Annotated in this window: 21 protein-coding genes; 11 read left to right on the top strand and 10 right to left on the bottom strand. The window is 63.0% G+C overall.

Features of this window, described 5'->3' with window-relative positions; genetic code table 11:
• The first annotated feature begins 54 nt into the window (after window positions 1–54).
• Window positions 55–858: an NAD-dependent protein deacetylase gene (locus tag ACE10X_RS02020; RefSeq protein ID WP_375763983.1), complete on the top strand. Its 804-nt coding sequence runs from the start codon at window positions 55–57 to the stop codon at window positions 856–858.
• Window positions 859–971: 113 nt separating this feature from the next.
• Here the strand turns inward: ACE10X_RS02020 and ACE10X_RS02015 are convergent, their stop codons facing one another.
• The 8 genes from ACE10X_RS02015 to ACE10X_RS01980 all read right to left on the bottom strand — a co-directional run bounded on the left by ACE10X_RS02015 (window position 972) and on the right by ACE10X_RS01980 (window position 6,920).
• Window positions 972–1,268 carry a hypothetical protein gene (locus ACE10X_RS02015; RefSeq protein WP_375763982.1) on the bottom strand — a complete coding sequence of 99 codons (297 nt, stop codon included), beginning with the start codon at window positions 1,266–1,268 and terminating at the stop codon, window positions 972–974.
• The gene (gene minE, locus ACE10X_RS02010; RefSeq protein WP_026192121.1) at window positions 1,265–1,543 is read right to left on the bottom strand and encodes a cell division topological specificity factor MinE; all 279 of its coding nucleotides are present in this window, start codon (window positions 1,541–1,543) and stop codon (window positions 1,265–1,267) included. Before minE ends, ACE10X_RS02015 begins: the two co-directional genes overlap by 4 nt.
• Window positions 1,543–2,358, bottom strand: coding sequence for a septum site-determining protein MinD (gene minD / locus ACE10X_RS02005; protein WP_016842305.1), 816 nt, complete (start codon window positions 2,356–2,358; stop codon window positions 1,543–1,545). Before minD ends, minE begins: the two co-directional genes overlap by 1 nt.
• A 21-nt stretch (window positions 2,359–2,379) precedes the next feature.
• A complete protein-coding gene (gene minC / locus ACE10X_RS02000) occupies window positions 2,380–3,096 on the bottom strand; it encodes a septum site-determining protein MinC (protein WP_028335249.1) in 717 nt (238 codons plus the stop codon).
• 205 nt (window positions 3,097–3,301) lie between these two features.
• On the bottom strand, window positions 3,302–3,565 hold the full coding sequence (locus ACE10X_RS01995; RefSeq protein ID WP_375763981.1) for a hypothetical protein: 264 nt from the start codon (window positions 3,563–3,565) through the stop codon (window positions 3,302–3,304).
• A gap of 18 nt (window positions 3,566–3,583) precedes the next feature.
• On the bottom strand, window positions 3,584–4,570 hold the full coding sequence (locus ACE10X_RS01990) for a tripartite tricarboxylate transporter substrate-binding protein (protein ID WP_375763980.1): 987 nt from the start codon (window positions 4,568–4,570) through the stop codon (window positions 3,584–3,586).
• Window positions 4,571–4,649: 79 nt separating this feature from the next.
• The gene (locus tag ACE10X_RS01985) at window positions 4,650–5,579 is read right to left on the bottom strand and encodes a LysR substrate-binding domain-containing protein (protein ID WP_051003059.1); all 930 of its coding nucleotides are present in this window, start codon (window positions 5,577–5,579) and stop codon (window positions 4,650–4,652) included.
• A gap of 24 nt (window positions 5,580–5,603) precedes the next feature.
• Window positions 5,604–6,920 (bottom strand): dicarboxylate/amino acid:cation symporter, encoded by a 1,317-nt coding sequence (locus ACE10X_RS01980; RefSeq protein WP_375763979.1) that lies wholly within the window; start codon window positions 6,918–6,920, stop codon window positions 5,604–5,606.
• Window positions 6,921–7,232: 312 nt separating this feature from the next.
• Here ACE10X_RS01980 and ACE10X_RS01975 point away from each other — a divergent pair, with 312 nt between their 5' ends.
• The 4 genes from ACE10X_RS01975 (at window position 7,233) to ACE10X_RS01960 (ending at window position 10,082) form a co-directional block, all read left to right on the top strand.
• Complete coding sequence (locus ACE10X_RS01975; RefSeq protein WP_375763978.1) at window positions 7,233–8,375, top strand: FAD-dependent monooxygenase; 1,143 nt, start codon at window positions 7,233–7,235, stop codon at window positions 8,373–8,375.
• Between the two features lie 20 nt (window positions 8,376–8,395).
• Window positions 8,396–8,797 (top strand): carboxymuconolactone decarboxylase family protein, encoded by a 402-nt coding sequence (locus ACE10X_RS01970; protein ID WP_375763977.1) that lies wholly within the window; start codon window positions 8,396–8,398, stop codon window positions 8,795–8,797.
• A complete protein-coding gene (locus ACE10X_RS01965) occupies window positions 8,787–9,551 on the top strand; it encodes an alpha/beta fold hydrolase (protein ID WP_375763976.1) in 765 nt (254 codons plus the stop codon). The genes ACE10X_RS01970 and ACE10X_RS01965 overlap by 11 nt, the downstream gene beginning before the upstream one ends.
• Before the next feature lie 120 nt (window positions 9,552–9,671).
• On the top strand, window positions 9,672–10,082 hold the full coding sequence (locus tag ACE10X_RS01960; protein WP_375763975.1) for a hypothetical protein: 411 nt from the start codon (window positions 9,672–9,674) through the stop codon (window positions 10,080–10,082).
• Window positions 10,083–10,311: 229 nt separating this feature from the next.
• Here ACE10X_RS01960 and ACE10X_RS01955 read toward each other — a convergent pair whose 3' ends face one another.
• On the bottom strand, window positions 10,312–10,578 hold the full coding sequence (locus ACE10X_RS01955) for a hypothetical protein (protein WP_375763974.1): 267 nt from the start codon (window positions 10,576–10,578) through the stop codon (window positions 10,312–10,314).
• Between the two features lie 457 nt (window positions 10,579–11,035).
• Here ACE10X_RS01955 and ACE10X_RS01950 point away from each other — a divergent pair, with 457 nt between their 5' ends.
• A complete protein-coding gene (locus ACE10X_RS01950) occupies window positions 11,036–11,272 on the top strand; it encodes a DUF6894 family protein (protein ID WP_038385682.1) in 237 nt (78 codons plus the stop codon).
• 710 nt (window positions 11,273–11,982) lie between these two features.
• The gene (locus ACE10X_RS01945) at window positions 11,983–12,309 is read left to right on the top strand and encodes a VanZ family protein (RefSeq protein WP_051003061.1); all 327 of its coding nucleotides are present in this window, start codon (window positions 11,983–11,985) and stop codon (window positions 12,307–12,309) included.
• 48 nt (window positions 12,310–12,357) lie between these two features.
• Here ACE10X_RS01945 and ACE10X_RS01940 read toward each other — a convergent pair whose 3' ends face one another.
• Window positions 12,358–13,014: a response regulator transcription factor gene (locus ACE10X_RS01940; RefSeq protein ID WP_244435843.1), complete on the bottom strand. Its 657-nt coding sequence runs from the start codon at window positions 13,012–13,014 to the stop codon at window positions 12,358–12,360.
• Between the two features lie 463 nt (window positions 13,015–13,477).
• On the opposite strand from ACE10X_RS01940, the gene ACE10X_RS01935 reads away from it, so the two are divergent.
• The 4 genes from ACE10X_RS01935 to ACE10X_RS01920 all read left to right on the top strand — a co-directional run bounded on the left by ACE10X_RS01935 (window position 13,478) and on the right by ACE10X_RS01920 (window position 18,498).
• Complete coding sequence (locus ACE10X_RS01935) at window positions 13,478–14,398, top strand: response regulator transcription factor (protein WP_038385684.1); 921 nt, start codon at window positions 13,478–13,480, stop codon at window positions 14,396–14,398.
• A 97-nt stretch (window positions 14,399–14,495) separates the two neighbouring features.
• Window positions 14,496–15,506 carry a UDP-glucose 4-epimerase GalE gene (gene galE / locus ACE10X_RS01930; protein WP_038385685.1) on the top strand — a complete coding sequence of 337 codons (1,011 nt, stop codon included), beginning with the start codon at window positions 14,496–14,498 and terminating at the stop codon, window positions 15,504–15,506.
• Window positions 15,507–15,537: 31 nt separating this feature from the next.
• Window positions 15,538–15,696, top strand: coding sequence for a hypothetical protein (locus ACE10X_RS01925; RefSeq protein WP_157788018.1), 159 nt, complete (start codon window positions 15,538–15,540; stop codon window positions 15,694–15,696).
• 186 nt (window positions 15,697–15,882) lie between these two features.
• Complete coding sequence (locus ACE10X_RS01920) at window positions 15,883–18,498, top strand: AMP-binding protein (RefSeq protein ID WP_375763973.1); 2,616 nt, start codon at window positions 15,883–15,885, stop codon at window positions 18,496–18,498.
• Window positions 18,499–18,697: the final 199 nt, after the last annotated feature.

Raw genomic sequence — 18,697 nt, 5'->3', positions numbered from 1 at the left:
CGCGGCAGACCCCACATCTGGCGCAGGCGCGCGCGCCGCACTAGATGTGCTGCCATGCAACACCCCGCCCTGCAGGATTTCGTCGCCGGCCACCAGCGCTTGTTTGTCCTGACCGGGGCCGGCTGCAGCATCAATTCCGGCATTCCCGATTACCGCGACAGCGACGGCAACTGGAAGCGGACCCGCCCGGTCACCATCCAGGCGTTCTTGGGCGAGGCGGCGACGCGGCAGCGCTATTGGGCGCGCAGCATGGTGGGCTGGCGACGGTTCGGCCGCGCGGCGCCGAATGGCGCGCATCGCGCGCTGGCCAAGCTCGAACAACAAGGACGCTGCGAGCTGCTGCTGACCCAGAATGTCGACCGCCTGCACCAGGCCGCCGGCAGCCAGCGCGTGATCGACCTGCACGGCCGATTGGACGTGGTGCGCTGCCTCGGCTGCGGCGCGACGATGCCGCGCGAACAATTTCAGGACGAGCTCGCGCGGCTGAACCCCGCCTGGCTCACGCTCGATGCCGCTGACGCACCCGACGGCGACGCCGATCTCGAGCAGGATTTTTCGTCGTTCGTGGTGCCGGCCTGCGAAGCCTGCGGCGGCGTGCTGAAACCCGATGTGGTGTTCTTCGGCGAGAACGTACCGCGCGATACGGTCGCGTCAGCGCAGGCGCATCTCGAGCAGGCCGACGCCGTGCTGGTGGTCGGCTCCTCGCTGATGGTCTATTCCGGCTTTCGCTTCGTCCGGATGGCGGAGCAGCGCGGCCTGCCGATCGCCGCCGTCAATCTCGGCCGCACCCGCGCCGACGAGCTGCTCACCCTCAAGATCGAGGATAGTTGCGAGACGGCGCTGTCGTTCTTGCTGTAGCCAATCGTCATTGCGAGCGAAGCGAAGCAATCCATCGTGCCGCACACGTTGAAGCATGGATTGCTTCGTCGCTGTCGCTCCTCGCAATGACGGTGCCTAGACTTGGTGTCCTGTCACGCGCGGTGGCGCGACGCCTTGGCCATCGGCATGTTGGCGTTCCAGTGCGTCCAGCTGACGCTGGCGAGGCTGCCGAGGTCGGTCGCCAACGGACGACGGGTGCGGCGCTCGTACTCGGCGATGCAGCGGCCCGACTCGCCGATCTTGCGCTGCAACTCGTCGATCGTCATCTGCGTCGCGCGGCCGCAATTGGCCTTGCCGAGCTGATCGACCTCGATCGCCTTCAACGCCGCCCGCAGCTTCTTGAGCTGCGCGCGCTGCCAGGCAATGTGACTATCGCTGTCTGCCGTCATGTGGCCGCCACCATCTTTGATCGTTGCACGCCATTGGGAACCTCGATGTCGACCTCGAGCATCGAGACAAACTTGCCGCGGTCCATCCGGACCACGACCTTGTCGGGGTCGACGTCGATATGCTTGGAAACCACGCTCAGGATTTCCGAGCGAAGTGTCTCCAGGAGATCGGGCGCGCCGGTCCGGCCACGCTCATGCGAAAGCAGGATCTGCAACCGCTCCCGCGCGACGGGCGCCGATGCGGCGCGGCCGCCGAACAGCCGCATTACGTTCATCATGCCGCCCTCCGTCGCAGTAGCCGATCCATCAGCCCCTTGCGTTGAACCGGCACGGTCATCTCCACCGCCTCGCCCATCAGGCGGCGTACCGCGTCGGTATAGGCCCGCGCCGGCGCGCTGCTTGCTGCGTTCAGCGTGACCGGGCAACCGACATTGGAAGCGCGCAGCACGTCCTGGCTTTCCGGGACGATGCCGAGCAACGGGGTCGCAAGGATTTCCAGGATATCGTCGATCGAGAGCATCTCGCCGCGCGCCGCGCGGCCGGCATCGTAGCGGGTGACCAGAAGATGCTTCTCGACGCGCTCGCCGCGTTCGGCGCGGACCGTCTTGGAATCGAGCATGCCGATGATGCGGTCGGAGTCGCGCACCGACGACACTTCCGGATTGGTGACGATGACGGCTTCGTCGGCGTAGCGCATCGCGAGCGTCGCGCCGCGCTCGATGCCGGCCGGGCTGTCGCACAGGATCCAGTCGAACTTGGTCTTGAGGTCGGCGATCACGCGCTTGACGCCCTCCTCGCTCAGCGCGTCCTTGTCGCGGGTCTGCGACGCCGGCAGCAGCCAGAGATTCTCCAGCCGCTTGTCGCGGATCAGCGCCTGCGGCAGCTTGGCGACGCCCTGCACCACGTTGATGAGGTCGAACACCACCCGACGCTCCGCGCCCATTACCAGATCGAGGTTGCGCAGGCCGACGTCGAAATCGATGACGACGACGTTCTGACCCATTTGCGCGAGCGCCGCGCCGAGCGCGGCGGTTGAGGTCGTTTTGCCGACCCCGCCCTTCCCAGACGTCACGACCAATACCTTGGCCATTCTCTCTCTCCTTGTGGTCGGTCAGTTCAATGGTGTGATGCGCAGCATTTCGCCCTCGAGCCACGCCTGGGCGGGCCGGTTGCGCAAGCTGTCGGCGATTTCTTCCGCGGTCTGGTAGTAGCCGTCGATGGCGAGAAGCTCGGCCTCGATCCTCTGGCAGAAGATGCGGGCCGCCGAATTGCCGTTGATGCCGGCCATCGCGCGGCCGCGCAGCGTGCCGTAGACATGGATCGAGCCGCCGGCGACGATCTCGGCGCCGGAGCCGACCGAGCCGAGCACGGTGACGTCGCCCTCGGCGAACACGATCGACTGGCCGGAACGGACCGGGCTCTCCAGCAGCAGCGATGGCAACTTGGTCTTGTCCTTGTCCTTGTTTTTTTCCTGCACCTGCGGCTTCTGCGGCTCGACATGGGTGATCGCGCAGGCCCGGCCGCCGGTCAGAAGCGGCGGCATGTTGGCGCCGAGCTTCGATTCGTCGACGCCCTCGATCCCGAGGATGCGGATGTTGCGCTCACCGAGGCTGCCGATCAGATGCGCGATCGCGGTCTGGCTGAGGTCGACCGCCGAGAGGTCGAGCACGATGGGCTTTCCGGTGAAGAAGCCCGGCGACTTCGCCAGCGTCGCGTCGATCTCGGCCAGCCAGGACACGACAGGCACGACCGGCGAGAAAACGAACGCAACGTAGGAACGGCCGCGCATGCGGACCTGCTGACGTGCGACCTGTTGAGTTGCGTCCATCGCCCCTGACTCAGTTGTCTTGTCGAATGGTTAACAATCGGACCGCATGGTTAATCAAAGGTTAACGCGGTCAGGGTTTTCACCGATTTGGACAGCACTCGCCCCGGGACCTCGAAACGCGCTTCGGCGTTTGAACAGGTGGAATTGGGGGAGATACGACCGCATTTTTGAGCTGGATCAATTTTCTTCGCGCCAGACGGGGCTATCATTCCGGCAAGCGTTTACAGACCACGTCATGACCCACTCCAGCTGGATTGAGATCCTGCGGTGCCCGAAATGCCGACGCACGGGCCACGCTGAGCTGTCCGAGGTCGCCCCGCTTCGCAACCGAATTGTCCGGGTCTCGGAGGAATTCGAAGTGCGCCCCGACGAGCGCGGCGACGATTTCCAGTGCCGAGCTTGCAAGCTGCCAGCCCTGCCATGACAGATGCCTTGGCGCGCAGCTGCCCGTCACGTCAGAAAACGTCATCGAATCAAATAATTGCAGCTATTCCGCCTTGATATTCGCCGATTTGACGATCGGCCACCACTTCTCGACCTCGGCAGCCTGATGGCTGCGCAGCGCGTCGGGGCCCTGTCGGTCGGGCGGCGGGATCTCCTGGCCGAGCTCGGCGAAGCGTTGTCTGAGGGCAGGCTCGGCAAGCGCCGATATCACCGCATTCGACACGATCGACACGACGTCAGCGGGCGTGCCTTTCGGCGCCCAGATGCCGTGCCAATAGGCGATATAGAGACCCGGCAATCCGGCTTCATCGACCGTCGGAATCTCCGGCGCCGATGCAAGCCGCGACGACTGGGTCACCGCAAAAGCCTTCACGGTCCCGCTCTTCACCTGCAGCAGCGAGTTCGAGGCCTGATCGAACATGATGTCGATATGCCCGGCCATCAGATCGTTCAGCGCCGGACCGGCGCCGCGATACGGCACGAAGGAGAAGTTCGCGCCGGTCAACTGCTGGAAGAACACGCCGGCGACATGCGCGCCGGATCCCGGGCCCGCGGTGCCCGCCGTCGCCTTGCCGCCATTGGCCTTGAGCCAGGCGATCAGCTCCTTCAGATTCCGCGCCGGCAGATCGGGCCGGCCGATGATGAGCTGCGGCCCGCTGGCGATCAGCGCGATCGGCGCGAATTCGCGCACGTCATATTGCAGCTGATAGATCGCGCCGTTCAGGCAATGCGTGCCCCAATGCCCGATCGTGATCGTGGTGCCGTCCGGTGTCGCCCGCGCGGCGCGCAGGCCTGCAACGGTGCCGGAGGCGCCGGTGACGTTCTCGATGATGACGGGATGGCCGAGCGTGCCGCGCATATATTCGGCGAGGATCCGCGCCAGCACATCGGTCGGCCCGCCCGCGGCGAACGGCACGATCATGGTGACCGGGCGCGCGATGGTTTCCGCGCCGACACCGATCGACGCAAGCGGCAGCGTCGCCGCGCCGAGTGCAAGCCGCAGGAATGGCCGGCGGGATATGTTGGGCATCGGCGTTCCCCCTCATCTGTCATAGAGCCGGCATCGTCGCGCGGTCCAGCCTGAAGACGCGACGTCCGACATGCGCTCGCTAGAAGCTCCAGCCCTTCGATGTGGCCCAGTCCAGCATGAATTGCTCGGTCTCGCGCCCGGCATCGGCGAGCCATGCGGTGAAGTCGGCGATGGCCCCGGCGCTTTCATTGTCGGCGAGATAGAACGAGCGGTATTCGCGCTTGCGCAGGCCGAGGTCGCCGAACGGCAGGCAGAGCTGGCCCGCCATCAGCTCGTCGATCACGAGAAACAGCGGAAACAGCCCGATCCCGATGCGCTCGATTGTCGCCTGCAGCGCGAAGAACATCTGCTCGAACCGCAGCGTCTCCTGATCCGCACTCATCTCGGCGCCGGCCTGGGCGAGCCAGCGCGGCCAGTCATAGGGCTCGGTCAGATAGGTGATGAGGGTGTGATGCCGCAGATCATCGGGGGTGGCGAGCCGCCCGCGGCTCAAGAGATCGACATGGCAGACCGGCGCGATCAGCTCGGTCATGAAGTGCTGCGACATCCAGCCGACCGGCTCGCCGACATTGCCGCGGATCGCGACGTCGAATGAACGGTCGTTGACATTGAGCGGTCCGATCGAGGTCAATAGCCGCAATTCGACATCGGCACGCATCCGCTGGAACGACGCGATGCGGCGGATCAGCCAGCGCATCGCAAAGGTCGGCGGCGCGCTGACGCGCAGCACCGACGGCGAGCCGTACGCCTTCATGTCCATCGAGGCGAGCGCCAGCCGATCGAGGATGGCCGTGACCTCGCGATAGTAGATCTGCCCGGCGGCGGTCAGCGTCAGTTGCGAGGGGGCACGGCGAAACAGCTTGACGCCGAACCAGTCCTCGAGGAGCGCGACCTGGCGGCTGACGGCGCCGTGGGTGACGAGCAGCTCTTCGGCGGCCTTGGTGAAGCTGACGTGCCGCGCGGCCGCCTCGAATGTTCGCACCGCATTGAGCGGTGGCAACTTTCTCATGGTCGTGTCGCGTCTCCGGAAAGCTCAGGAAGATAGCGTGGCGGCGTCCGGATTGTCGAGAGCGCGGACGAATTGGGCGCGGTCGAGGTCGCCTTCCCAGCGCGCCACCACCACGGTCGCCACCGCGGTGCCGATGAAATTGGTCAGCGCACGCGCCTCCGACATGAAGCGGTCGATGCCGAGCAGCAGCGCGATGCTTGCCACGGGAACATGGCCGATCGAGCCCAGCGTCGCGGCCAGCACGATGAAGCCGCTGCCCGGCACGGCAGCCGCGCCCTTCGACGTCAAGAGGCAGACCACCACGAGGCCGATCTGCTGGACCAGCGACATCGGCGTGTCGGTAGCCTGGGCGAGAAACACGGCGGCCATGGTCAAATAGATGCAGGTGCCGTCGAGATTGAAGGTGTAGCCGGTCGGGATCACGAGGCCGACGGTCGATTCCGCGCAGCCGGCGGCCTTCATCTTGTCGATGAAGCGCGGCATCACCGATTCCGAGCCTGACAGGCCGAGCACCAGCAGCAGCTCCTCGCGGAGATAGCGGATCAGCTTGAAGATGCTGAAGCCGGCAAGACGCGACACGATGCCGAGCCCGACGATCACGAACAGCACGCAGGTGAGATAGCACACCAGCATGAAGTGCGACAGCGCGACGATCGAGCCGACGCCGTATTTGCCGATGGTGAAGGCCATGGCGCCGAATGCGCCGATCGGCGCGATCCGCATGATCATGCCGATCAGGATGAAGAGGATCTTCGACAGCCTCTCGATCGCCTCGAGCACCGGCTTGCCGCGCTCGCCATAGCGTTGCAGGGCGATGCCGAACAGCACGGCGAAGAACAGCACCTGCAGCGTGTCGCCGCTGGTGAACGCGCCGCCCACGGTCGACGGAATGACGTTCATCAGGAAGCCGACGACGGACTGGTCGTGCGACTGCGTCACGTAGGAGGCGACAAGGTGGGAATCCAGCGTATCAGGCGAGACATGCATGCCGACGCCGGGGCGCGCCAGGTTGATGACAACAAGGCCGAGGATCAGCGCCGCGGTCGTGGCGATCTCGAAATAGACAAGGGTTTTGACGCCGATCCGTCCGGCCTTGCGCATGTCGCCGAGGCTCGCAATGCCGTGCACCACGGTGAGGAAGACGATCGGCGCGATCGCCATCTTGATCATCTTGATCAAGGCGTCGCCGAGCGGCTTCAGCGCCGCGCCGATATTGGGCCAGAGATAGCCGACGAGCACGCCGAGCGCGATGCCGATCAGCACCTGGACATAAAGACGCGCGTGCCAGGGCGCAGCGACAGCGTCGAGACGGGCGGCGCCGTCATTGGTGATCGTGGACATGGGCGTCGATCCTCGGGAGTCTTTGGTGTTGGCCGCGCGGGAGAGATCATCGGCAGACGCCGATGCGGCAGCGCTGGAACGTTGGCGGGCGATTGGCCGAAGCGCAAACGAGTTAAGCTCAGGCAGCGTGACCTCAGCTCACAGGCCGACCGCCGTCTCGATCGGCGATGGCGGCGCGAGGCGCGAATGAGGCCATCCCGCGTGAGCCCACCTCACGCTCCGTCAGCATTACTCGTTTGCGGGCGCCGCCGGCTTTGGCCGACAAAAGCGGAGAGGCCGGTCATCAACCGGCGCAAGCTGTGAGGAACGACAATGAGCAGACTTTCGGTGGCGGTGATCGGCGCCGGCATGGGCGGGCTTGCCTCCGCCGCGGCGCTGACCCGCGCAGGGATTGATGTGACGATGTACGAGCAGGCCCAGCGCTTCACGCGGCTTGGCGCCGGCATCCAGATCGGCTGCAACGCCATGAAAGTGATGCGGGCGTGGGACCTCGAGCCGCTGCTGCGCCGCGAGGCGTTCTATCCGCGCTCCTGGAACAACAAGGAGCACGACACCGGCGAGGTGCGCTTCGACATGGTGTTCGGCCCTGCCGCCGAGGAGCGCTATGGCGCGCCTTATCTGCTCGGGCATCGCGGCGATCTGCATGCGGCGCTCGCCAGCGCCGTGCCGGAGAAGCTGGTTCGTCTCGACCACAAGCTGACCGCGATCGAACAGCGCGCGGACCGCGCGGTGGCGCTGAGCTTCGCCAACGGCCACAGCACGACGGTCGACGCCGTGGTGGCAGCCGATGGCGTGCATTCCTTCGTCAAGGAGCGACTGTTCGGCCGTGATGAACCGAACTTCACCGGCCGCATCGCCTATCGCACGGTGTTCCCGGCATCGCTGCTCAACGGTTATCCGATCGACGACTGCACCAAATGGTGGGGACCCGATCGTCACATCGTCATCTACTACGTCAAGCCGGACCGCAGCGAAGTCTATTTCGTGACCAGCCAGCCGGAGCCTGGATTTACCGTGGAATCCTGGTCGGCCACCGGCGACGTCAACGAATTGCGCAAGGCGTTCGAAGGCTTCCATCCGCAGGTCCGCAAAGTGCTGGAGGCCTGCCCGTCAGTGCACAAATGGGCGCTGGTCGACCGCGATCCGCTGCCGCGCTGGAGCGACGGCAACATCACGCTGCTTGGCGACGCCTGCCATCCGATGACGCCTTACATGGCGCAGGGCGCGGCGATGGCGATCGAGGACGCCGCGGTGCTGTCGCGCTGCCTCAAGGGCGTCGATCGCGACGGCGTTTCCGACGCCTTCCGCCGCTTCGAGGCGACGCGCAAGCCGAGAACATCGCGCGTCCAGGCGAGCTCGCGCACCAACACCTGGCTCAAGAACCCGACCGATCCGGACTGGGTCTACGGCCATGACGCCTGGACCGCGCCGCTCGCCGAGCCGGCGCTGGCGTGACCACAGTTCAAGAGGAGACGATGATGACCGACGCAAATCCCCGCGGCGAGAAGTTCGAGCGCGGCCTGCAGACCCGCCGCACCGTGCTCGGCGACGCCTATGTCGAGCGATCGCTGAAGGCGGTCGACGATTTCAACTGGCCGATCCAGAAGCTCGCGACCGAATATTGCTGGGACGAGATCTGGAATCGCCCCGATCTCGACAAGCGCAGCCGCAGCCTGCTCAACCTCGGCATGATCGCGGCGCTCAACCGGCCGCATGAGCTCAAGGTGCATATCCGCGGCGCGCTCAACAACGGACTGAGCAAGGCCGAGTTGCGCGAGGTGTTCCTGCAGATCGCGGTCTATTGCGGCATGCCGGCCGGGCTCGACAGCTTCCGCATCGCCAAGGACGTGTTCGCGGAGATGGGCCTTGTCGACTGAACCGGCCCCGATCGAGATTGCCGCATGGCAGGGCTTTGTCCGGCACGATGCGCCGGGCAAGGCCGGGCGGCTCAGCGTCCGCAGCGGCGGCCCCGAGCGCGGGACGCCGGTGCTGCTCTGCCATTCGATCCTGACCAGCAGCGCGATCTGGCATCGCCAGGCACTCGCGCTTGCTGCCCGCGGCCATCGCGTGCTCGCGCTCGACAGCAGGGGTCACGGACAATCGGAGGCATCGCGCGGCCAAGGCGGCATGACGGCGTTCGGTCTCGGCGTGCGCCATCCCCACCGCCTCCTCAGCCTCTGTGCGACCGCCGCACGGGCCGATGCACCGCCACCATTCGCCGCCGCTTGGGACGACCGGATCGCGCTGGTGCGCGAACACGGCATTGCGGCGCTGGCGGCGCCGACCGCCGAGCGCTGGTTCGGACCCGCCTTTCTCACGGCATATCCGGCAATCGCCGCGACGCTGCTCGACTGCATCAACCAAACCGATCCCGAAGGCTTCATCGGCTGCGCGCGCGCAATCCAGTCCCTCGCCTATCTCGACGGCGTCAAGCAGCTGCAGGTGCCGCTGACGATGATCGTGGGCGCAAACGACCAGCTGCTGGTGCAGCCGATGACGGAGCTTGCGACGCTGCTGGGTTGCCGGCTGGCGATCATTCCCGGCGCCGGGCATCTGCCTCAGGTCGATGACCCGGACGAGGTCGACGCCGCAATCAAACTGCACCTGCGCGAGTTTGGGCCAGTGGCGTGAGGCGTGTCATCCGCCCGGGAACGCCGCTCCAATAATTATTGGCGGTGTAAGGTGCTTCACATGCAACTCACAAGCGATGAGGTTGAATCGTGCGGACTACTTGTGCAGGAGGAGAACTCTATGTCCACGTATGTGACAGGCTTCACAAGAGACGCCAAATCCCAAAACGTCGTCGAGTTCGCGTCTGACCTGGCCCCGGACACCTGGATATCGATACCACGGGGCCTGATCGAGAATATCAAGGAATTGCCCGGCAAGGCGGCACAAGGCGCTTACGTCAGGGTGGGCATCAAGCTCGCGGAGCCGACCTCGCCTGAGGGAAAAGTCTTTGCAGCACTGACCGACGGGCTCAGCATCGCGATCGTCTCGCTTTCGCGGAAGGTCGCCCCCGCCCTGGACAGCAGCGGCAAGGCAACGCACGCGAGCGACGCATGCATCCGTTGTCTCGAAGCCTGCAAGCTGATCGTCCTTCCTCCGGACGACCCATTTGCTCAGATCACTTGCATGTTGGGGTGCGCGGCTTGCCCATGAGCCGCCGAAAGGAAGGCTGGCTGTCCGATCGGCATCTACTCGATCGGCATCTACGCGGGTTCAACCAATCGACATGACGCTTGCTGTCCGCCGCCAGGCACCACCTCGCGGCGGCGAGCGGCACGAGCCTGCGTCGAACCTGCTGAGCGCGATCTATTTTGATCTGCGGGGATTCGCCCGAGGAAGGCCCGCGACTTCGTCGCGGGCCTTCCGGGTATGGGCTTTCCAATCAGTGGACCGAACGGTCGGTGCGGGCAGCGGCCCGCGCGGTCGTCATCTTGTTGCGGGGCGTCAGAACGCTGAGCTGATGCGGCGTCGCTGATGTCGTCGCAACGGGCGCCTGCTCGCGGGCGTTGGCGGCGCCAATGACGCCGGCCTGCACCGCCGAGATCGGCAGGCCCGCGGCCTCATAGGTCGGAAGCTCCGCGGCGGACACGGCGGTTGCGCTCGCGATCGCGAGAGCGGCGGCAATGGTGGAGACGGAAATCTTGATCACGGAAGGCTCCTCAATGGCACGTGAGAAGCAGAGTTAGTCAGCTATTATTGCAATGCAATATCAATATTGCCGCACCGCACAAATAATTGATCACCGGCGCGCCAGGCGGGCACCAGCGGCCGTCGTGAGCCGCTGCTCGTTAGCTTCGGGTGTCAGGGATTGCCGCGCGCTTCCTTGACCGTCCGAGAGAGATCTCGGCGCGTCCGGGCTTGTCCCGGGCATGAGGGCGCGGAAGAATCGGTTCATTCCAAATGCGATTGCCCTGCTATCGACCCGATGCGTCGCTCGACCTTCCGAACCGCTGATGATGCAGGTCCACGTCGGGGTACTTAACAATGATGATCCGGCCCTCCTAGAATAGCGGCTTGCTGTCCGCCTCACTGTGGTGCGATGACACCATCCTGATGCGTAGAGCTCGGTGCAGTCGTCGGAATGCTCGCCTGGTCCGGAGACACCCATGCCGCGGTATTTTTTTCATATCCACGGCGGCCATTCAGTGCTCGATGATGTCGGCTTGGATCTTCCCGACATTTTCGCCGCACGGACGACGGCGATTGAACTGAGCGGCGAGATACTCAAGCACGACGTGACGGAGCCATTCCTGCGTCATCTTCGCTGGCATGTCGAAATCAGCGACAGCCCCGAACCGGGCGGCCAGTCACTGTTCGTCCTTCGGTTTTCCATTGCGGTTTGAATAGCGGCGACGCAGCGCTCGCCTGGGACGCCTCGTGGCCATCTTAAAACTTCGCGATCGAGCGAAGCGTGCAAGCTTGATGTCCAGTAGGAGTACTCAGAACGCACCGGAGACACGCTGAGCGAAAGCTGCAATTCCAGTCCATGGTGGACGGACCAGCCGCCGGCTTGCCTTGGCTCGCAGAAACCAATCACCACTACATCATGGAGAAGAAGCTTTCTGCCGATCCGCTTTCAAACATCACCGCCTGGTGTCTCGAATTTGTTCTCGCGCCTAGACCTGACCTCGGAGGTCCCGCATGACAGCAAGGCACATCTGGTACGTCTCCTTCGTTGATCAACGCGATGCTCCTCCCGACAGGCACGCACGAAGGACCGCGACATTCGTATCCGAACAGGATGCGAAGCAGTTCACAAGGAAACTGGCGGAGGACCGGCGCATCGAGAGACTTTCGGCCGGAACAATCAACCCGTACCGGCCAAAACAGGTCATCGGATCCAGGGAAATTGGCCAGTGGCTTGGCAAGACTTAGCCCATCATGGCGATCCGCAGTTAGGCTTGCCCCCATCGTGGAACGACGATCCATCTTTCAAACGGCCGCGCCTGAAGAGTAATTGCGAATGCGAATGATGAAACCAAGTTGCTCCGTTCTTGCTGACTCACAAGGGATGACGCAAACCGTATTCCGATGTCTGGCATGGGGATTAGTCTTGGGCCTCTTCATCGTCACCGATACACCGCTGGCATTCCGTCCGCACACGTTGGTATCGGCGAACATCGATCGTTTTGCAGCTCTGTTCATTATCGGGGTCGCCTTTTCGTTCGCCTATCCGAAGCGCGTGCTGCCAATACTGCTCGTCCTGCTAGCTATGGTCGTCGGCTTCGAACTCATCCAAAGACTGCTCCCCGACAGACACGGATACGTGAGGGACATGCTCGTCAAAGGCGCCGGCTGCTGTGCAGGCGTTTTCATCGCAACTGCCTTGAGACGCTCGTTCTCTGTGTTCTCCAAGCGTACAGGCAGCCCGTTGATCTAGCGGGAATGATCATCTCGCGCGAAGCTCGACGAAAAAATGCCGTCGCCGCTATTCGGCGGATGGAACGCCGGTCGGCCCGGAATATGAGACGGCCAGCGTAGCAAGCACGGTCCTGTTGCTGATCTCGAGCTTGCGGAAGATGTGGTGCAGATGGACCTTGATGGTACCGTCGGCCACCTTCAGACGGCGGCCAATCTCCTTGTTCGATAGGCCCTCCGACACCAAACGCATGATCTGACGCTCGCGGTCCGTCAGCACCGCAAGATATTTCTCCGGGATCGTCGTTTGCGCATAAGGGATGGCTTCTTCGTACGAGGGCGGAGGCAACGTCTTCTGACCGTCGGCGACTTGCCGCAACGTCTGCAAGAGAGTTTCAGGCTCCTCCTCGCTCAGAAGAACACCGCAAGCTCCCGCTGCTGCGAGCATGGCGAGATCGCGATCCTCAACCGAGGCGGCAAGAAACACGAGCCGCACACCGAGCGCCCCGGAATTTGCGACCTCGAGCATGGCCTGCCCAAAAATGTCGGGCATCGACATGTCCAGAATGGCGATGTCCGGCGCAAGGCTCTGCATTGCCTTGAAGCAGCTCGCAATGTCATTGCAGCGAGCAACAACTTTGAAATCGCGCTCTGCTTCGAGCAGGCAGTTCAGACCCAATAAAACGACTGGATATCTACTGGCAATTACAACACGACTGAAATGCATTTCCGATCAACCCTCAGTCCCCCTCCAGTTCAGATCGGCGCCCATGTCATTAATAAGTTACTCTAATATGCGACATGCTAGTAAGGTTTTGTTGTCGTGTGGCCCCGTGAATCTACCGCCTGGAGCGCGCCGATAAACATGATTCCACAACGCGTAATCGCAGCGACGATCCGACACACCCTCAGCGAGCGTCCGTCGACCAGGACCCGGCGACCGCCCTCGTCAAGTTGACGGCCCCAAATGCCCTATAACCAACGGTATATAGGGATATTGGGGATTAGCATCTAACATTCGTAAATATTTTCTGAGTGGGTTAAGCGCTTTTCGTCCCGGGTTTGTTCCATCGACCAAATCTGAGGAAGCTTGTTTTTACGTCGTTCTTTTTAGCTGGGCGGGCCACCGAAAATGAACCGGGTTCAACCGTTCAACCGCTTGTATCATTGTAGCGTCCGGGAGAGTTTCCATGAGACGGCGATATCCTTTTGCCATTGCGCTGGTTGGTGAAAATAGTCTTCGCAAAGAAGGCCTTGCAAGAATTCTAAATTCGGAGAATTTTGTCCTAGCCTCAATAGACGATGCCGATGATTGGCCGAGCGACGAGGCGCTTCAGAACGTCCCCGCCAGTCAGGCATTGTTCCTCATTGTTCATAGCGGCGATGATTTTCGCTCGACAGTCGAGCAGATCGAATCGTTCAAGGGCCGCTGCACGGATGCACGTGTGGCAGTTGTCGCGGATCACTTTCACCTGAGTGATCTGGTTGCCGCATTCCGGGCCGGCGCCACCGGATATTTCATCGACGTGATGAACTGCGACGCGTTCATCAAATCCATCGAACTCGTCATGATGGGTGGGACGGTATTCCCGCCCGCATTCTTGACGTCCGCCCTCGATACCGAGAAACGCGAGGTGGACGATGCTCCCGTAGCCAACGATGACGATCGCGCCGTCGCAACGGCAGATGACACGCTGGCTCAGCAACTTTCGCCGCGGGAAGTTTCAATTGTGCAATGCCTGATTGAAGGCGATTCCAACAAGTGCATTGCGCGCAAGATCAAGATTGCCGAAGCCACGGTGAAGGTTCACATCAAGGCGATCCTTCGCAAGATCCGGGTTCAAAACAGAACGCAGGCAGCAATCTGGGGATTGAACCATCGATCTGCGGCTTGGTCGAGAAGCAGCAGTTCGGCGCATCAGGTCGTCGACGTAACCGAGCGGCTGCTCCCGCCTGGCCGGGAAATTTCCAAGATCGCGAGAGCGGGCCGGCCGGCGCCACTTGGCGCGATCGACCATGCAGAAAACTACTTTGAAGCCTCCCTCGCCAACGGCCATACCCGCAAGGACATGAGTTCAAAAGCCGACGGGGCGATCCGACTGCGAAAATAGCCAAGACTCATCCGGTCTGGCGCATCGGCATCACCGCGCGGGATGATTTCCCGCGCGCGGCGGGCAATGACCACGCAGACGCGAAACGGAAGCGGAAATGATCTTGTTGACCGGCGGCGCCGGCTATATCGGGTCCCACATCGCTGTCGCGCTACTCGACGCCGGGCTCGATGTCGTCGCGGTCGACAATCTTTCCAACAGCAACAGCGCCTCCCTCGAACGGATACGAGCCATCTGCGGACGATCGGTCATTTTCCGGCATGCCGATATCCGCAATGAAGAGGCGATCTACCAGATCCTGCGCGCCCACGACGTGACCGCGGTCATTCATCTCGCAGGCCTCAAGGCGGTGGGCGAGTCCAGCGCTCAACCCATCACCTATTACGACAACAACGTCGTGGGAACGATGCGGCTCGTGTCGGCCATGACGCGAGCATCCGTCAAGACGCTGGTCTTTAGTTCATCCGCAACCGTTTACGGGACACCCGCGTACCTGCCGCTGGACGAGAAGCATCCTGTCGCACCGATCAATCCGTACGGCCGCACAAAATACTTCATCGAAGAAATCCTGAAGGATCTTCATGGGTCCGACGAGGATTGGCGGATTGCCATCCTGCGCTACTTCAATCCGGTTGGCGCCCACGAAAGCGGACTGATCGGAGAAGATCCTCTGGATGTGCCGAACAATCTGCTGCCGATTGTCGCACAAGTGGCGATCGGACGGCGTCCGAAGGTGCATGTTTGGGGAAACGACTATGATACTCCGGACGGCACCGGGATCCGTGACTACATTCACGTTGTCGATCTTGCATCCGGACATCTGAGCGCCCTGAGCCAACTGAGGCAGCCCGGCCTTCTGACTGTCAATCTCGGAACAGGAAGCGGCAGCAGCGTCATGGACGTGATCCAGACATTCAAGGAAGTGAGTGGCCGGCCAGTTCCGTATGTGATCGACCAACGCAGGGTCGGCGACGTCGCGATCTGCTATGCCGATCCAGCTCTCGCGAAGAACCTGTTGGGCTGGACGTCAAAGCGATCCCTGACACAGATGTGTGCCGACCATTGGCATTTCCAGATGAAGAACCCGAATGGCTATCGCGGCGCGTAGTCGGCGAGAACCGTCTGCGTCTTGCGCGGTCATGACGATGACCTGGCGGCTGCCAAGACCGCCCGATACCGTCTCGCTGGCCGATCCGGCGTGGCCCAAACCGCTGTTCTCCGCTCACGCAGGCAAACGAAATCGAGGCGCCTTTGGCGCCTTAGGGTTCGATGAGGATTTCATCAACGATTTCAAGTAGCGACGCTGCCTGATTTAGCTAAGTCACCACCCTCACCAATGCTCGCAATCGGCGGGATGGCAGGATGCCGCACTGAATATTGGCTAATCCCTAATTGCTGCCTTCACCTTCTGTACAGCAAGGCATCTTCGGGAGCGGCGCGTTATGGTTGTGCGAGCCGACTTGCGTTGTTCAAGGTAGGACGGAATGCTTCTGGACGACGAGACGCCTGCCGCCACCATGTGTTCCGAGAGCGTCTGCGCGCGCGACAGTGGGGAGTCGGAAGCCCGACTCACATTGGGCCAAGTCATCGGTCGAACTGCCAGTCGTTTTCCGAACCAACCGGCGATCGTCTCGAGCGCTTTCGAGCCTCTGACATACAGCGGTCTTGAACGCCAGTTGAATGCATTCCGCCGGCGGCTGCGCTTGGCCGGATTCGACTGCAATACCCGGATCGGGGTCTTGATGCCGAACGGCCCGGAGGCGGCTCTCACCATTGTGGCGGTCGCCTGCTGTACCGTCGCGGTGCCCCTCGACCCACGCCTCTCCCAGCCTGAAATCGAGCAGCGACTCGACATGCTGAACCTGAGCGCCCTCGTCGTGCTGCAGGGCAGTGCCCCTGAAGCTCGCCAGGCCGCAGCCCGCAGAACGCTTGCCATTATAGAAGCCGCTCCGGTCGGACAGGGGCAGCTTGGGCTCGAGATCGACGTGCAGGTTTCCGGCTCCCCTGCCATCGACGCCGAGCCGGATCCGCGCTCCTCCGCCTTCATCCTGCAGACGTCGGGCACGACCGCGCAGCCGAAGCTCATTCCGTTCAGTCATGACAATATGCTGGCGGCGGCCGAACGCCTTCGGGCCTGGTTCGGCCTCACGTCCCGGGACCGATGCTTGAGCGTGTCGCCCCCGTACTATTCTCATGGGCTGAAAGTGACGGTCTTCACGCCGTTGCTGACGGGAGGCAGCATCGCCATCCCGGCGAACAGTGCCATCGTCGCACTCGATGAGTGGTTCGATGTCCTGCGACCGACCTGGTACTCGGCGGGCCCTACGCTTCACGCCACGGTGCTGGACAAGGCGCAGAGCCTCGAGAATGCAGGGGCTGCGCACACCCTGCGGTTCGCCATGTCAGGCGGCGCGCCGCTGCCGAGGACCGTGCGGGAAGGCCTGCAACACGCTCTGGGCGTGCCGGTGCTGGAGCATTACGGCTCCAGCGAGGCGGCACAGATCGCCGCCAACCAGCTGCCGCCCGGTCCGAACAGGCCGGGCACCTGCGGGAAACCCTGGCCCGATACCGTGGCCATCATTGGTGAGGATGGACATCCCCTGGCAGCCGGCGAGCACGGCGAGATCTGGATTCGTGGACCGACCGTGACGTCGGGCTATCTCGATGCGCCGGAACTCAATCAAGCCGCTTTCACGAAGGGTTGGTTTCACACCGGCGATATCGGCAGCCTCGACGAAGACGGCTTCCTTTCGCTGCACGGCCGCCTGAGCGAGCTGATCAATCGCGGCGGTGAGAAAATTTCTCCCGCCGAGATCGAAGCCGCGCTATTGCGACATTCGGCCATCGCGGAAGCCGCGGCCTTCGCGATCTCACATCCGCGCCTGGGCGAGGACGTCGCAGTCGCCATCGTCCCTCATCGCGGCGCGCAGCCGACCGCTGCCGAGCTTCGCCAGTTCCTGCAACGCGAGTTGGCCTCGTTCAAGATTCCGAGACGCATTCTGACGCTCGACCATCTGCCCAAGGGGGTGACGGGAAAGGTTCAGCGGCGACGTCTGCGCGAGCTGGTCGACCGGCCACGGGGTTATCTGGCGCCGATGCCGGCGCCCGTCGCGAACGGGCCGTTGAATCTGGAAGCCGAGTTGCTGACGCTCTGGCGCAGGCTGCTCAAGAACCAGACCGTGACCGTTGACAGCGATTTTTTTGCCAGCGGCGGAGACTCCCTTCTCGCGATGGAGATGCTGCTCGAGGTCGAGCGGCTCGTCGGCTATCCCGTGCCGGAAACCATCATGTTCGGGGCGGAAACCATCCGGCAATTTGCCGCAAGGGTTTCCGCACCAATGGACACGCGGGCGACGGCGTTCTTCCAGCCCCATGCGTGCGGCACGCGGTCTCCGCTGTACTTTTTTAACGGCGACCTTGTCAGCGGCCACGCGAGTGTGCGGCGATTGGTAGAGCTTCTGGGGCCGGATTATCCGATCATCTCGATCAACCCCCACGGTCTTCATGGGGAGCCGATTCCGGTTTCGATCGAGGCAATGGCCGCCGACCGCCTGCCGTTCATCCTGGCAAGGCAAGCGAGCGGTCCCTTTCTTCTGGGCGGCAAGTGCAATGGCGCCATGGTGGCGTTCGAAGTGGCCCGCCAGCTGATGGCAGCCGGCCACACGGTTGATTTGGTTACGATGGTGGACCCGCCGACTGTCAGTGCCCGTCCGATGCCACGGGCGATCCTGGGGCTGCTAAAGCCGCTGGTTTCCCCTTATCTCTTGCGTTGGACCTTCGAGCAAATGGTGAGACTGGAGCGATACATGAAGCTCCCCGCGAACGGACAGACTGCGAGCGCCAAGGTCGAGATTCCCGCGGCGTTGTGGGACGCTCATTCAATCGCAATGGCGCAGTATTGTCCGGCACCGCTCGAGATCCCTGTGGCCTTTTACGCGGCCGACCACGATGGCCGAGCATGGCGGCATCTCAGCTCTCAACTGGAATTGATACAGGTGCCTGGCGGACATCCAGGCTGCCTGTTGATCGGCGCGGAACTGCTCGTGGATCACCTGCGGCGGAGATTTGAAAAACTCGCCTCGGGATCGAGCGCCACGTGAGAAACCGGACGTCAGCCATGGCAGGCCCTGGTGAGCGGGCGGGGGATCAAGGCCGTCGGACGCCGAGGGCTGGAGCGCGCTGCACCAGCCTTGAGCCCGGTCGATCACAGCTTCACCTCGGCACAGTTGCTCCGCCGGCACAAGAGGCTAGCGTGGGTACTCAGGAAGGGTCCGCACCTCGATCGAATTCCGGATATAG

The organism is Bradyrhizobium sp. Pha-3, from assembly GCF_042258325.1.
GTDB classification, from domain to species: Bacteria; Pseudomonadota; Alphaproteobacteria; order Rhizobiales; family Xanthobacteraceae; genus Bradyrhizobium; species Bradyrhizobium elkanii.
This window is presented reverse-complemented; position numbering and strand designations above follow the sequence as displayed.

Bases quoted from the DNA above. Each gene is read 5' to 3' on its own strand.
- ACE10X_RS01935 (WP_038385684.1), top strand. From the start codon at position 13,478: ATGAGACGGCGATATCCTTTTGCCATTGCGCTGGTTGGTGAAAATAGT.
- ACE10X_RS01990 (WP_375763980.1), bottom strand. From the start codon at position 4,570: ATGCCCAACATATCCCGCCGGCCATTCCTGCGGCTTGCACTCGGCGCG.
- ACE10X_RS01960 (WP_375763975.1), top strand. From the start codon at position 9,672: ATGTCCACGTATGTGACAGGCTTCACAAGAGACGCCAAATCCCAAAAC.
- ACE10X_RS01950 (WP_038385682.1), top strand. From the start codon at position 11,036: ATGCCGCGGTATTTTTTTCATATCCACGGCGGCCATTCAGTGCTCGAT.
- ACE10X_RS01970 (WP_375763977.1), top strand. From the start codon at position 8,396: ATGATGACCGACGCAAATCCCCGCGGCGAGAAGTTCGAGCGCGGCCTG.
- ACE10X_RS01980 (WP_375763979.1), bottom strand. From the start codon at position 6,920: ATGTCCACGATCACCAATGACGGCGCCGCCCGTCTCGACGCTGTCGCT.
- ACE10X_RS01920 (WP_375763973.1), top strand. From the start codon at position 15,883: ATGCTTCTGGACGACGAGACGCCTGCCGCCACCATGTGTTCCGAGAGC.
- minE (WP_026192121.1), bottom strand. From the start codon at position 1,543: ATGAACGTAATGCGGCTGTTCGGCGGCCGCGCCGCATCGGCGCCCGTC.
- ACE10X_RS02020 (WP_375763983.1), top strand. From the start codon at position 55: ATGCAACACCCCGCCCTGCAGGATTTCGTCGCCGGCCACCAGCGCTTG.
- ACE10X_RS02015 (WP_375763982.1), bottom strand. From the start codon at position 1,268: ATGACGGCAGACAGCGATAGTCACATTGCCTGGCAGCGCGCGCAGCTC.
- ACE10X_RS01975 (WP_375763978.1), top strand. From the start codon at position 7,233: ATGAGCAGACTTTCGGTGGCGGTGATCGGCGCCGGCATGGGCGGGCTT.
- galE (WP_038385685.1), top strand. From the start codon at position 14,496: ATGATCTTGTTGACCGGCGGCGCCGGCTATATCGGGTCCCACATCGCT.
- minD (WP_016842305.1), bottom strand. From the start codon at position 2,358: ATGGCCAAGGTATTGGTCGTGACGTCTGGGAAGGGCGGGGTCGGCAAA.
- ACE10X_RS01995 (WP_375763981.1), bottom strand. From the start codon at position 3,565: ATGACGTTTTCTGACGTGACGGGCAGCTGCGCGCCAAGGCATCTGTCA.
- ACE10X_RS01925 (WP_157788018.1), top strand. From the start codon at position 15,538: ATGACGATGACCTGGCGGCTGCCAAGACCGCCCGATACCGTCTCGCTG.
- ACE10X_RS01985 (WP_051003059.1), bottom strand. From the start codon at position 5,579: ATGAGAAAGTTGCCACCGCTCAATGCGGTGCGAACATTCGAGGCGGCC.
- minC (WP_028335249.1), bottom strand. From the start codon at position 3,096: ATGGACGCAACTCAACAGGTCGCACGTCAGCAGGTCCGCATGCGCGGC.
- ACE10X_RS01940 (WP_244435843.1), bottom strand. From the start codon at position 13,014: ATGCATTTCAGTCGTGTTGTAATTGCCAGTAGATATCCAGTCGTTTTA.